The organism is Ruegeria sp. (assembly GCF_965199275.1).
Taxonomy (GTDB): Bacteria; Pseudomonadota; Alphaproteobacteria; order Rhodobacterales; family Rhodobacteraceae; genus Ruegeria.
In genome coordinates this window covers 223,709-236,171 of record NZ_CBDAQX010000013.1, presented here as the reverse complement: position 1 = coordinate 236,171, position 12,463 = coordinate 223,709, and the positions used below count along the sequence as shown (strand labels likewise).

The window sequence follows — 12,463 nt, the reverse complement described above, 5'->3', positions numbered from 1 at the left end:
AAGCCTCTCAGGGCTTTTGGTGTGTCAATCGGCATTGAATAATGACCCCCCATCGGCGTCCAAATTTGACCCCCCTTGGAGCTAAGAGGGGCGTTGAGGGGGTCGTGTTTAGGTTGATTCAGGAGGGGGTGGACAGCAGGTCAAACCGAAAAGAGAGCGTAGCTCGACTGAAGGTTTGACCTGCTGTCTGTTTTGAATTTATTCCCCGATTTCGAGGTTAGTCGCGGTGGTTAATTCGCCAGCTTTCGTTCCCGGTTTCGATGATATCGCAATGGTGTGTCAGTCGATCCAGGAGAGCAGTGGTCATTTTGGCATCTGTGAACACACTCGGCCATTCAGCAAATGCGAGGTTGGTTGTTAGCAGAATAGACGTTCGCTCGTACAGTTTGCTGATGAGATGGAAGAGTAATCGTCCACCAGACTCTGCGAACGGCAGATAACCGAGTTCGTCTATAATCACGAGGTCGACGCGGATCAGCTGCTCGCTGAGCCGCCCGGCGTTGCCTTCGCGATGTTCAGCCTCCAGCTTGTTCGCGAGATCCACAGCGCTGAAGAACCTGACCCGCCGGCGGTTATTGACCGCGTGGCCCCCGATCGCTGTTGCGAGATGCGTTTTGCCCGATCCGGTTCCACCGACCAGCACGCCATTCCTGGCCTGGTCCATAAAATCGCCGTCATGAAGATTGCGCACGACTTCCTCGTTGACGGGGCTGACCGTGAAGTCGAACTCAGGTAAGGACTTGCAGACCGGGAACTTTGCGGCACCCATCTGATACCGGATCGAGCGCGCAGTCTTTTCGGCCAGTTCGGCCGTGAGGAGTTCGGCCACGACCTGTTGGGGCCGCCAGTTGTTTTTGGCTGCGGCCTGCATCACTTCGTCAAAGCAGTTGACGATGCCTGGCAACTTCAGTTGACGGGCAAGTTCGAGAATTTCCTTACGCAGTTGCATGGGAGCCTCCAAGCCTGTCATAGCGAGCGCAATCCGCGATCGGTGCCATTTTCAGCTGCAGGTGGGCAGGCGGCTCAATCGCCTTTGGCGGCGGGGGATTGGTGCGCCGAGAGACAATGTTCAGGATCGCATCGGCCTTGCGCAGGCCAGATTTTAGAGCTTCTTCGCAGGCAGCCTCGACCACATCAATGTCGTGCTGGTAAGCAGCGAAAAGAATATCGGCAAGTTGCCGGTCTCCGTCGGATGTGCCCCGCAGATGGGTCCAGATCTGCGTCATTGCCGGTGGTAGGTCCCAGTCACGGAACGGTGCTCCATTGCGCAGAGCGCCAGGCTTGCGCTTGAGGACGGGCACATAGCGCCAAGGGTTGAAGATCGTTTTTCCTCGGCCGAAGCACCGTTCGTGCTCTCCGACAATCTCACCGTCTTGGCGCAGGACAATCCGCGTGGCGTAGACCTGCAACTGGACCTGACGTCCAACAGCTCTTGCCTCAACGCTGTATTTGTTTCTTTCGAAGTTGATCAGGCAGGTTCGGCTCACGGCGACCGTCTTTTCACGGAACCCGACGAAGGGCTTCTGCAGATGCGTCAGCAGCGGCTTTTCCTGCTGGAACTCCTCCCAGACCGTCACCTCCAGGTTTTCCGGATGCCGCAGTTCTTTTGCGCGTTTGATCGCGTCTTTTTGCAGCCGGGCATTCAATTCATCGAAGTCGGCCACCTCCAGACGCGGTGTAAAACTATAGGCGCGGCTCTCCTTGACCAGATTCTCAACCTGACCCTTCTCCCAACCGGCCGCGCGCGTACAGGCGATCGGGTTCACCAGATGATGAGAACACATCCGGGAGAATGCCTTGTTGAACTTTCTTTCCTTGCCCGACAGGATCGCATCGACGGCGGTCGTCATGTTATCGTAGATCCCGTTGATGCAGCCTCCACCAAAGAATTTGAAGGCCTCGTCGTGGGCATCAAAGACCATCTCCTGCGTCTCGCGCGGATAGGCAATGGAGAATGGCATGCGGCTATGGCAAAGTTTGAAATGGGCAACCTTCACGGTCGTGAGTGCACCGTCCATCAAAACCGTCTCCACACTCCAGTCGAACTGGTACGCCTCCCCAGGATCAAAGATCAGCGGGATGAACGCCTGCGCCTGTTGTCGGCCGTGCGCAATGCGCCAATTCTTTGTGTAGCGTCGAACACTGTCATACCCGCCGCCAAAACCATCATCGGAGAGTTCCTTCCAGATTTTGGTCATCCGCTTGCGGTGTTTCTTCGGAAGCGCCTCGTTCTCCTCAAGCGTTTCATCCAGACGCGCGCGCCAAGGCCCGAGCACCGGGTATGGCTGCGATTTGCGCTCATATTTGAACTCCGTCACTCCCGATCGGATTATCTTTCGAACCGTTGCACGGCTCAAATTGAGCGAACGGCAAATTTCCTTGATGCTCTTTTTTTCGATCAGGTGTAAGCGACGCACTTTTCTAATAGTTTCCACGCAAATCATCCCGCTTGCCTCTCCATCGACTGCTCAATGAAAAGGATGTCTACAACCATAGGGAGGGGTCAAATTTGGACGCCGATTTCCCCGCTTAGGGGGTCAAAATTGCACGCTTTTCTACACTGTGATCGACGCGCAGGGTTCTGTGCTCACTAACAAGTACGCTGAGGGCTATCCCGGTCGCCGCTACTACGGCGGTTGCGAATATGTGGATGAGGTTGAGGTTGAAGCGATCGAACGATTGAAGAGGTTGTTCGGCTGTGAGTTCGCCAACGTTCAGCCACACTCTGGCGCGCAGGCAAACGGAGCGGTGAAGCTTGCGCTGCTCAGCCCCGGTGACACGATCCTTGGCATGTCGCTTGATGCCGGTGGTCACCTGACGCACGGTGCCAAGCCTGCTCAGTCGGGCAAGTGGTTTCACCCGGTTCAGTACGGCCTGACGGACGAGGGGTTGATCGACTATGATCAAGTCGAAGCGCTGGCCAGGTCTGAAAAGCCAAAGCTGATCATCGCGGGCGCATCGGCCTATTCGCAAAAGATCGATTTCGCTCGGTTCCGGGCGATCGCAGATGAGGTCGGTGCATGGCTGCTGGCTGATATGGCGCATATCGCGGGTCTAGTTGCGACCGGGCTACACCCCTCGCCAATTGGTCATGCGCATGTGGTCACCTCGACGACCCACAAAACCCTGCGCGGTCCGCGTGGCGGGATCATTCTGACAAATGACGAGGCGTTGGCGAAGAAGATCAACTCCGCCGTGTTCCCCGGACTTCAGGGAGGTCCCTTGATGCATGTGATCGCGGGTAAGGCCGTCGCATTTGGCGAGGCGTTGAAGCCAGAGTTCAAGGAATACATGCAGCGTGTCGTCGACAGCGCCACCGCTTTGGCAAACGTCATGATGGCGCGTGGTTGTGATATCGTTTCGGGCGGCACAGAAAACCACCTTATGCTGGTCGACCTGCGGCCACTTGGTGTTACCGGCAAAGATGCAGAAGCTGCGCTCGAGCGTGCCGGGTTCACTTGCAACAAGAACAGTGTGCCGGGTGATCCGGAAAAACCGACGATCACGAGCGGTATCCGGCTGGGAACGGCCGCTGGATGTAGCCGTGGGTTTGGGCCTGAAGAGTTCACTCAGATCGGCCATTTGATCGGCGATGTTCTCGATGCGCTGCGTGAGTCTGCTGAAGGCGATGCAACCATCGAAGCTGCGACCCGCGCAAAAGTCCGCGCCCTCTGCGCCAACTATCCAATCTACTGAAAGAACACCCAATGAGCATTTACGATCTCATCGTCATCGGGGGCGGCCCCGGCGGTTATGTTGCTGCGATCCGCGCGGCTCAACTGGGTATGAAAGTGGCTTGCGTGGGGGTGCATCCCCTCCAAAGCGTTGCTGACCTCCTCGGCTAAATATGCCGTCCCAAGGGCGTGGGGCGCTGATCAGGCGGAACCTGTCTGAATGTGGAAGGTGGGCATCCCCTGCCAAAGCGTTGCTGACCTCCTCGGCTAAATATGCCGAGCTTGCACATCTCTCCTCCCATGGAGCAGAAGTGTTACAGGAAGTTCGACTGATGAAGTTTGAAGATGTGTATTCGCGGCGAAGCGCGAACAAGCTGACGCAAGAACAGGCGGCTGAGATACTGGGTGTATCGTGCGCAAGGCGTTGCTTTGAGGCGGATGGTGCAGAAGGTCTGTACGACCGTCGGCTTGGCAATGGCCATCGTGTTGCCACGGATAAGGTCGCAAGGACAAGATCGTTGGCGATCTGACCAAGGGCATCGGTCGAAGGGGCTATTCATCGACGTGCCGTCAGATGACGGCGTTGAGCGCAAGGATCGAAGGCTGGTTCCGATCGACCAAGGCATCGGTTTTCTATTCAAGAAGAACGGCGTTGAGCTGATCGAAGGCTGGGCCCGTATCCCGGCGGACGGGCAGGTGCAGGTTGGCGACGATATCTATGAAGCCAAGAATATTCTGATCGCCACGGGGTCTGAGCCGACGCCGCTGAACGGTATCGAGATCGATGAGAAGGATGTTCTCAGCTCCTATGATGATTGTCAAGCATGACATTGATTTTGTGTCGCTAACACGCGATATGTCCGGTGTATGTAACATGCGATCTGTCCGGTTCTATTCTGTCTCTGAGAGGAGGCGTTATGAACCGAGCAGAAGTGTTACAGGAAGTTCGACTGATGAAGTTTGAAGATGTGTATTCGCGGCGAAGCGCGAACAAGCTGACGCAAGAACAGGCGGCTGAGATACTGGGTGTATCCGTGCGCACCGTCAGGCGTTGGGAGGATCGATTTGAGGCGGATGGTGCAGAAGGTCTGTACGACCGTCGGCTTGGCAAACTGGCCAACAATCGTGTTGCCACGGATAAGGTCATGGAGATGCTTGAACTGTTTGATACCAAGTACTGGGATTACACGCCGAAGCATTTCCACGAGAAGCTGGTGGCCCACCATGGTTTCACACAGAGCTACAACTGGGTGCGGCTTACACTGCAGCGCCACGGCCGGGTTCAGGCAGCACCCCGACGAGGTGCCCATCGGCGCAAGCGGCCCCGCCGTCCGATGGTTGGCATGATGTTGCATCAGGACGGCTCCAGCCATGAATGGGTTCCGGGTCAGTGGTGGGATCTGATCGTCACCATGGACGATGCCACCAACCGGGTTTATTCGGCATTCTTTGTCGAGGAAGAAGGGACGATGAGCAGTTTTCAGGGGCTGACAGAGGTGATCGAGGCGCAAGGTCTGTTTTGCTCGCTCTATGCCGATCGGGGCTCTCATTACTGGCATACGCCCGAAGCGGGCGGCAAAGTGGACAAGGACAATCTGACCCAGGTCGGGCGCGCCTTGCAGCAACTCGGCATTGAGCTGATCCCGGCCTATTCACCGCAGGCCCGTGGACGGTCTGAACGCATGTTTGGCACGTTCCAGAACCGATTGCCGCAGGAACTGCGGTCCCATGGGATCACAACCATTGAAGAGGCCAATCAGTTCCTGAAAGAGGTCTATCTTCCCGAACACAATGCCCTGTTTGCAAGGGAGCCGGAGGATACGACCTCGGCCTTCGTGCCGTTTACAGGCAATGTGCGCGACACCCTGTGTGTGCAGGAAGACCGCGTCGTCGGCAACGACAATACGGTGCGCTACAAGGGCCTGGTCATGCAGATCGCGGCAGACAGGCACCGTCATCATTTCGTCAAGGCGAAGGTCAGGGTCCACGAATACCCCGATGGTCAACTGGTCATCTTCCACGGCCCGAGATGCATTGGCCGCTACCAGCCTGACGGATCACCCATCACACAGGAGGATAGCAAACACAAAGTCGCGTGACCCGCTTCGACGTGGCGCGAACGCGGTGGCCCAAATCTACGGTCGCCTACGGCTCCCTCCGAATTGGGCCACCGCGCAATCAACTGAAGCGGACAATTGGCATGTTACCTACACCGGACAATTCAGAATGTTCTCGACAGCATGACATTGATTTTGTTTGATTTTAAATTCGACAAAATCGTCGAAGACCCAGCCGTTCTTGAGCGTGTCATAGATGATCTTGAGCAGCTTGCGGGCAGTGGCTATGATCGCCTTGCCCGCGCCACGGCGTTCCTTGATGCGCCGATAATGGCTGTTGAGATATCCCGAATAGCGGATCGCGATGAGCGTACATTGCACCAGCGTGGTGCGCATGAGCTTGTTGCCGCGCTTCGTGATCCGCCCGTGATGTTCGGTTTCGTTTGAGTTGCTCACCTTGGGCACGATGCCGACATAGGCGGCCAGCTTGTCCGCGTCGGAGAAGTCTTCAACCCTGCCGATCCCCGCCAGCAGGACCGCGGCAGATCGCGCACCGATCCCCTTGATGCTGGTGAGCCCCTCAAAGCCTTTCATGGCCGAGGCGGCCTCCTCGATGGCCTTGTCGAGACGGCTCAGGGTTTCGGTCAGGCCGAGCGCCTGGTCCCGCAATGCCGCCAGTTCGACCTGCTCAAGCGGTGTGAAGCGGCTGAGATCCAGGTCGCGCAGGCGCTTCTTGCTGGACAACCCTTCCTTCTTCAGCTTCATGCCGTGGCGGACAAACATCGCGTGGATGCCGTTCAGCAGCATGGTGCGCTGTTTGACCAGCATGTCACGCGTCCGGGTCAGCGAGGCCAGTTCGCTTTCCTGAGTGGACTTGAGCCGGGTTTCCGGCAGCATGTCCTTCGACAGGAAAAACGCCAGGGCGCGGGCATCGTTGCGATCGGTTTTCTTCACCGATGTGCGGATCACTTTAAACTGGCGCGGGTTGACCACAACGATCCGGCCGACACAGGGTTCCACCTCACCGCAGAACCAGGCCGTGTTGCCGGTGGCCTCGACCGCCAGTTCGTCATCCGCATCAAGGCTCTGACAGAACCGCTCAAGCGCCTGCGCGGACAGATGAAAGGTTTGGAATGTTTCCGATCCGTCCGTCTCACGCCGACAGATCGTGAAGGAATTCGTATGAAGATCGACACCTATGTAAGCCATGGCTATACTCCCTGCTCAAGGAGGCGGAGCCCCCAATGGGGCGTGAACGGCCAAACCAAGCTCCTATGCAGGATCACCGGCCAAAACCGGGCCCTATGGGGGCTGTTCGGAAACAGGCGAAAGCTAAGCTCCTCAACAGGGTCACAATGCCCTAAGACACAATTCAGCCTGAGACCTATCCGCCTCCCCGAATCCTCTAACAGATTCAGGGCGTTTGGCCGATCACAAATCATTCATACCCCCTCCACCGGTGCCTTGGCGCTGGACACGGTGCCGGAACATCTGGTCGTCGTCGGGGCAGGGGTGATCGGGCTAGAGCTGGGTCAGGTTTGGGCGCGTCTTGGGGCCAAGGTCACAGTGGTTGAGTATCTGGACCGCGTTCTGCCTGGTATTGACGGCGAGATTGCGAAACTGGCGCAGCGCGCGCTCAGCAAACGTGGCCTGAAGTTCCAGTTGGGACGAGCACTGAAGGCCATTGAAAAGTCTGAAACCGGATTGACGCTTACTCTGGACCGGGTCGGCAAAGACAAGGAAGAGGTGATCGAGGCTGACAAGGTTCTGATCGCCGTCGGACGCCGGCCCGTCACGCGCGGGTTGGGGCTGGAAGAATTGGGGATAGCTCTTGACCCGCGCGGCTTTGTTCAAGTTGACAACAGCTTCCGCACATCGGTTCCCGGCATCTATGCGATCGGGGACTGCGTCCCCGGACCGATGCTGGCCCATAAGGCCGAAGAAGACGGCGTTGCCTGCGTTGAGATGTTGGCGGGGCAGGGCGGCCATGTCGACTACAACACCGTGCCAGGTGTCGTTTACACCGACCCTGAGGTTGCCTCGGTCGGTGTGACCGAAGAGGCGCTGAAAGAAGCCGGTGCCGAATACGCGGTCGGCAAATTCGCGTTCATGGCCAACTCGCGCGCGCGGTCGACTGGAGAAACCGACGGCGCGGTCAAGGTTTTGGCTGAACCGAACGGCAAAATACTAGGCGCGCATATTTGCGGTGCCCATGGCGGTGATCTGATCGCGGAACTCGTTCTGGCTATGACCAAAGGTGCTACCGTCGCCGAAGTCGCCTCCACCTGTCATGCACATCCAGCTATGGGCGAGGCGGTCAAAGAAGCCTGCCTCGACGCCATGGGTCGCGCGATCCACGCGTAAGAAGGAGCCGCCAGATGACCATCCAGCTTCGCCCCCGCCACCCCGAAAAGGCCAGGAAGGCAGACAGTGTCATTCCCCGCAAGCCCAAGTGGATTCGCAAGAAAAAGGGCGACAGCACCGAGTATTATGAAACCCGTCGCCTGATGCGAGAGCATAACCTCGCGACGGTCTGTGAAGAGGCCGCCTGTCCCAATATCGGCGAGTGCTGGTCCAAGCGCCACGCCACCATGATGATCATGGGAGAGGTTTGCACGCGTGGGTGTTCCTTCTGCAACGTTGCCACCGGTCGGCCGGATGCATTGGATGTGTTCGAACCGGGCCGTGTCGCGGCGGCCGTCAAGAAGCTGGGGCTTCGTCATGTGGTTATCACATCGGTTGACCGCGACGATTTGGAAGACGGTGGCGCCGAACATATCGCGCAAACCATCCGAGCGGTGCGGCACCAAAACCCTGAAACTACCGTCGAAGTTCTAACTCCGGACTTCTTGGGAAAAGGGACTTCTGCAGATCTGGTATTTGAGGCAGCGCCGGACGTTTTCAACCACAATCTGGAAACTGTGCCGCATCTTTATCCAACGGTTCGTCCCGGCGCCCGATATTATACGTCATTGCGCCTGTTGGACGATGCCAAGCGCGCAAACCCTGAGATCTTTACGAAATCTGGTCTGATGGTCGGCCTTGGCGAAAGCCTCAGTGACGTGCGCCAAGTGATGGATGACCTGCGCGCCGCAAATGTCGATTTCCTGACAGTCGGGCAATACCTGCAACCGACCCCTAAACATCACCCGATCGACCGGTTCTGGTCACCGGAAGAGTTCGCCCAGCTGGAGCAGATCGCGCGCTCCAAGGGCTTTCTGCACGTGTCAGCCACTCCGCTGACCCGTTCGTCGTTCCACGCGGACGAAGACTTTGCCGCCCTCAAGCAAGCTCGCCAACGAGCAATTGCTGCCGGGGCATAACCAGACGCACTAGGGAGGAATACCATGGAAGCGTTAAATTCAATCGTAGGAGCCATCAATGGCGTCGTGTGGGGGCCGCTGATGCTGGTTCTCATCCTTGGCGTCGGCTTCTTCCTGCAGGTCGGGCTTAAATTTATGCCGATCCTGCGCATTGGCACGGGCTTCAGCCTGTTGTTCAAAGGCCGGGAAGGTCAGGGCGAAGGGCAGATCAGCCCGTTCAACGCTCTGATGACCTCGCTGTCAGCAACCATCGGTACAGGTAACATCGCTGGTGTGGCCACTGCTGTCTTCCTGGGCGGTCCAGGCGCCTTGTTCTGGATGTGGATGACCGCCCTGGTGGGCATGGCCACCAAATACGCCGAAGCTGTCTGCGCGGTGAAATATCGTGAAAAAGACGAGCTGGGGAACTATGTTGGCGGCCCGATGTACTACATCAAGAACGGCCTCGGCGCGAAATGGGCTTGGCTGGGTGTAGCATTCGCCCTGTTCGGCGCGATCGCCGCCTTCGGCATCGGCAACGGTGTGCAGGCCAACGGTGTGGCACAGGTTCTTGAAGCGAATTTCGGTCTGAACACCTCGGTCACTGGCGTTGTTCTGATGGTTCTGACTGCAGCTGTAATCCTGGGCGGTATCACTCGCATCGGTGCGGTTGCCGGTAAGCTGGTTCCGTTCATGGCCGTTGCCTACATCATCGCAGGCCTGCTGGTTCTGCTGATCAACATCGGCAACATCGGACATGCGCTGTCGCTGGTCTTCACCTACGCGTTCACTCCGTCCGCCGCAGAAGGTGGTTTCGCAGGCGCTGCCGTTTGGGCTGCCATCCGCTTTGGTGTGGCACGTGGTGTGTTCTCGAACGAAGCCGGTCTGGGTTCCGCCCCGATTGCGCACGCCGCTGCCGAGACCAAAGGTCCAGTAAACCAGGGCCTGATCGCGATGCTGGGTACGTTCATCGATACCATCATCGTCTGCTCGATTACCGGTCTGGCAATCATCGCGTCGGGTGCGTGGACATCGGGTGAATCCGGTGCGGCTCTGACCAGCCACGCGTTCGAGCTGTCGCTGCCGGGTATCGGTGGGTATCTGATCGCCATCGCTCTGTCGATCTTCGCCTTCACCACTATCCTTGGCTGGTCCTTCTATGGTGAGAAATGCGTTGAGTTCCTGCTGGGTGTGAAATCCCTGATGCCCTACCGCGTCCTGTGGATCGTCATGATCTACTTCGGCGCAACTGCAGATCTGGGCTTTATCTGGCTGCTGGCAGACACGTTGAACGCCATGATGGCTATCCCGAACCTGATCGCCCTGGCCCTGTTGAGTCCGATCGTCTTCAAACTGACGAAAGAGTTCTTTGCCTCGGGCGGCCAGTCCGAAGAGCCGGAGGCAAAACCTGCCGAATAAGTTCGGCCCGACCAAAACGGGGGGCCAATCTGGCCCCCGCCTTTGAAACAGAATTCCATATCTCGAGGAGAGACGTGATGGCCACGAAAATCCTGCTGCCCATTGATCATACCGACGACCGTTCCTGGAAACTGGCTCTGCCGATCGCTTTGGAACAGGCGAAATTCTACGGTGCCGAACTGCATGCAGTTGCCGTCATCCCCGAGATTATCCAACTTCCGAACCTGCCCGCGAACTATGGCGCCGGAGCAAAGGATCACGTCCGCAACGCCGTTCAGGCCATTCTGGACCACGGCGATGCCTCCGATGTGGCGATCCATATCGAAGAAGGCAGCGTTTACCGTGAAATCCTGAAACTCGCCTACAAAGAGGGCTTTGATCTGATTGTCATGGCCTCCACCAAGGGCGATTTCCCGAACTATGAGATTGGCCCGAACCTCGCCCGGGTGGTGCGGAATGCGCACTGCACTGTGACGGTCGTTCGTGACCAATCCCGCTAATTGAAAGGTTAGAAAGATGACTTCACCGAATCGCACTCCACTTTACTCTCTTCATGTTGAGTTGGGTGGGAAGATGGTTGATTTTGCGGGCTGGGAGATGCCTGTTCAATATCCGTTGGGGATTATGGGGGAGCACAAGCAGTGTCGTGAGAAGGCGGCGGTGTTTGATGTGAGCCATATGGGTCAGGTGATCCTGCGCGGTGAGAATGTGGGCGAGAAGCTCGAGGCGCTTTGCCCGCAGGCCTATGCGACGCTGAAGGAAGGCAAGGCGCGGTACGGGTTCTTTACGAATGAAGACGGCGGGATCATGGATGACCTGATCGTGTCGAACGCGGGGGATCACTATTTTGTGGTGGTGAACGCGGCGCTGCGCCATCAGGACATTCCGCATATGCGCGAGCACCTCGAAGGCGTCGAAGTGACCGAGATATTCGACCGCGCGCTGGTCGCCGTGCAAGGCCCCGCAGCGGAGAACGTTGTGGGTGAGCTTTGCCCGCCCGCCCGCGATCTGAAGTTCATGGAAACCACCGTGGCCGATATCAACGGCGTCGAATGCCGTATCTCGCGCCTGGGCTATACCGGTGAGGACGGGTACGAGATCTCGATCCCAGAGGACAAGGCGATTGAGATCACCCGCGCCTTCCTGGCGCATGAGGATTGTGAAGCGGCCGGTCTGGGCGCGCGCGACAGCCTGCGGCTGGAGGCCGGGCTGTGCCTTTATGGCAATGACATCGACCAGAGCACCTCGCCGATCGAAGCCTCGCTGAGCTGGGCGATCCAGAAGCGCCGCAAGGAAGAAGGCGGGTTCCCGGGGGCCGAGCGCATCCAGAGAGAACTGGCCGAGGGCGCATCCCGCAAGCTGGTGGGCATCAAGCCCGAGGGCCGCGCGCCTGCGCGTCAGGGCGTTGAGATCCAGTGCACGGAAGGCAACACCATCGGTCAGATTACCTCGGGCGGGTTTGGCCCGACGGTCGGTGGCCCCGTTGCGATGGGCTATGTGTCCGCAGGTCATGGTGAGCCGGGCGAGACCGTCAATCTGATCATTCGGGGCAAGCCACAACCGGCCGAGATCGTGGCGCTGCCCTTCGTCACCCAGAATTACAAGCGTTGAAGTCAGGAGAGAGACAAGATGGCAACCTATTATTCCGAAGAGCACGAGTGGATCGACGTGAATGGCGACACAGCCACTCTGGGCATCACCAAACATGCCGCCGAGCAGCTGGGCGATGTGGTCTTCGTGGAACAGCAGGAAGTGGGTGATGAGTTTGAGAAAGACGGCGAGATCGGTGTGATCGAATCCGTCAAGGCGGCCTCGGAACTCTATGCCCCGGTTGATGGCGAGATCGTCGAGGTCAACGAGGCGCTGGCCGACAATCCTGGCGCGCTGAACGAAGACCCCGAAGGTGAGGCATGGATCTACAAGATCAAGATCACCGACGCGTCGCAGCTGGAAGATCTGATGGATGAGGCCGGCTACAAGGACTTCATCGGCTGATCCAGACCGGAGCCCT

At 57.9% G+C, this 12,463-nt stretch carries 12 protein-coding genes and 2 pseudogenes; 11 read left to right on the top strand and 3 right to left on the bottom strand.

Features of this window, described 5'->3' with window-relative positions; genetic code table 11:
* Positions 1-217 precede the first annotated feature (217 nt).
* Positions 218-949, bottom strand: coding sequence for an IS21-like element helper ATPase IstB (gene istB / locus ACOERD_RS09255; RefSeq protein ID WP_419737606.1), 732 nt, complete (start codon positions 947-949; stop codon positions 218-220).
* Complete coding sequence (istA, locus tag ACOERD_RS09250) at positions 936-2,444, bottom strand: IS21 family transposase (protein ID WP_419738818.1); 1,509 nt, start codon at positions 2,442-2,444, stop codon at positions 936-938. The genes istB and istA overlap by 14 nt, the downstream gene beginning before the upstream one ends.
* A gap of 118 nt (positions 2,445-2,562) precedes the next feature.
* On the opposite strand from istA, the gene glyA reads away from it, so the two are divergent.
* The 5 genes and pseudogenes from glyA to ACOERD_RS09225 all read left to right on the top strand — a co-directional run bounded on the left by glyA (position 2,563) and on the right by ACOERD_RS09225 (position 5,773).
* On the top strand, positions 2,563-3,696 hold the full coding sequence (gene glyA / locus ACOERD_RS09245) for a serine hydroxymethyltransferase (RefSeq protein ID WP_419738817.1): 1,134 nt from the start codon (positions 2,563-2,565) through the stop codon (positions 3,694-3,696).
* Positions 3,697-3,707: 11 nt separating this feature from the next.
* Positions 3,708-3,840, top strand: a pseudogene (locus ACOERD_RS09240) (FAD-dependent oxidoreductase); the annotation flags it as partial.
* Positions 3,841-3,925: 85 nt separating this feature from the next.
* A complete protein-coding gene (locus ACOERD_RS09235) occupies positions 3,926-4,204 on the top strand; it encodes a hypothetical protein (RefSeq protein ID WP_419738816.1) in 279 nt (92 codons plus the stop codon).
* Positions 4,149-4,502: an FAD-dependent oxidoreductase gene (locus tag ACOERD_RS09230; RefSeq protein ID WP_419738906.1), complete on the top strand. Its 354-nt coding sequence runs from the start codon at positions 4,149-4,151 to the stop codon at positions 4,500-4,502. The genes ACOERD_RS09235 and ACOERD_RS09230 overlap by 56 nt, the downstream gene beginning before the upstream one ends.
* A gap of 89 nt (positions 4,503-4,591) precedes the next feature.
* Positions 4,592-5,773: an ISNCY family transposase gene (locus tag ACOERD_RS09225; RefSeq protein WP_419737600.1), complete on the top strand. Its 1,182-nt coding sequence runs from the start codon at positions 4,592-4,594 to the stop codon at positions 5,771-5,773.
* A gap of 108 nt (positions 5,774-5,881) precedes the next feature.
* Here the strand turns inward: ACOERD_RS09225 and ACOERD_RS09220 are convergent, their stop codons facing one another.
* Positions 5,882-6,940, bottom strand: coding sequence for an IS110 family transposase (locus ACOERD_RS09220; protein ID WP_419738815.1), 1,059 nt, complete (start codon positions 6,938-6,940; stop codon positions 5,882-5,884).
* 243 nt (positions 6,941-7,183) lie between these two features.
* On the opposite strand from ACOERD_RS09220, the pseudogene ACOERD_RS09215 reads away from it, so the two are divergent.
* From ACOERD_RS09215 to gcvH, 6 genes and pseudogenes are all read left to right on the top strand, one after another.
* Positions 7,184-8,095: pseudogene (locus ACOERD_RS09215) on the top strand (dihydrolipoyl dehydrogenase family protein); the annotation flags it as partial.
* Between the two features lie 14 nt (positions 8,096-8,109).
* Positions 8,110-9,054 carry a lipoyl synthase gene (gene lipA / locus ACOERD_RS09210; protein WP_419738814.1) on the top strand — a complete coding sequence of 315 codons (945 nt, stop codon included), beginning with the start codon at positions 8,110-8,112 and terminating at the stop codon, positions 9,052-9,054.
* Positions 9,055-9,078: 24 nt separating this feature from the next.
* The gene (locus ACOERD_RS09205) at positions 9,079-10,452 is read left to right on the top strand and encodes an alanine/glycine:cation symporter family protein (protein ID WP_170380688.1); all 1,374 of its coding nucleotides are present in this window, start codon (positions 9,079-9,081) and stop codon (positions 10,450-10,452) included.
* Positions 10,453-10,529: 77 nt separating this feature from the next.
* Positions 10,530-10,952 carry a universal stress protein gene (locus ACOERD_RS09200; protein WP_170680934.1) on the top strand — a complete coding sequence of 141 codons (423 nt, stop codon included), beginning with the start codon at positions 10,530-10,532 and terminating at the stop codon, positions 10,950-10,952.
* 16 nt (positions 10,953-10,968) lie between these two features.
* Positions 10,969-12,063, top strand: a complete 1,095-nt coding sequence (gcvT, locus tag ACOERD_RS09195; protein ID WP_419738813.1) for a glycine cleavage system aminomethyltransferase GcvT — start codon at positions 10,969-10,971, stop codon at positions 12,061-12,063.
* 18 nt (positions 12,064-12,081) lie between these two features.
* Positions 12,082-12,447 (top strand): glycine cleavage system protein GcvH, encoded by a 366-nt coding sequence (gene gcvH / locus ACOERD_RS09190; protein WP_170381008.1) that lies wholly within the window; start codon positions 12,082-12,084, stop codon positions 12,445-12,447.
* Positions 12,448-12,463 lie beyond the last annotated feature (16 nt).

Bases quoted from the DNA above. Each gene is read 5' to 3' on its own strand.
- lipA (WP_419738814.1), top strand. From the start codon at position 8,110: ATGACCATCCAGCTTCGCCCCCGCCACCCCGAAAAGGCCAGGAAGGCA.
- ACOERD_RS09200 (WP_170680934.1), top strand. From the start codon at position 10,530: ATGGCCACGAAAATCCTGCTGCCCATTGATCATACCGACGACCGTTCC.
- ACOERD_RS09225 (WP_419737600.1), top strand. From the start codon at position 4,592: ATGAACCGAGCAGAAGTGTTACAGGAAGTTCGACTGATGAAGTTTGAA.
- gcvT (WP_419738813.1), top strand. From the start codon at position 10,969: ATGACTTCACCGAATCGCACTCCACTTTACTCTCTTCATGTTGAGTTG.
- ACOERD_RS09220 (WP_419738815.1), bottom strand. From the start codon at position 6,940: ATGGCTTACATAGGTGTCGATCTTCATACGAATTCCTTCACGATCTGT.
- istB (WP_419737606.1), bottom strand. From the start codon at position 949: ATGCAACTGCGTAAGGAAATTCTCGAACTTGCCCGTCAACTGAAGTTG.
- ACOERD_RS09205 (WP_170380688.1), top strand. From the start codon at position 9,079: ATGGAAGCGTTAAATTCAATCGTAGGAGCCATCAATGGCGTCGTGTGG.
- ACOERD_RS09230 (WP_419738906.1), top strand. From the start codon at position 4,149: ATGGCCATCGTGTTGCCACGGATAAGGTCGCAAGGACAAGATCGTTGG.
- gcvH (WP_170381008.1), top strand. From the start codon at position 12,082: ATGGCAACCTATTATTCCGAAGAGCACGAGTGGATCGACGTGAATGGC.
- istA (WP_419738818.1), bottom strand. From the start codon at position 2,444: ATGATTTGCGTGGAAACTATTAGAAAAGTGCGTCGCTTACACCTGATC.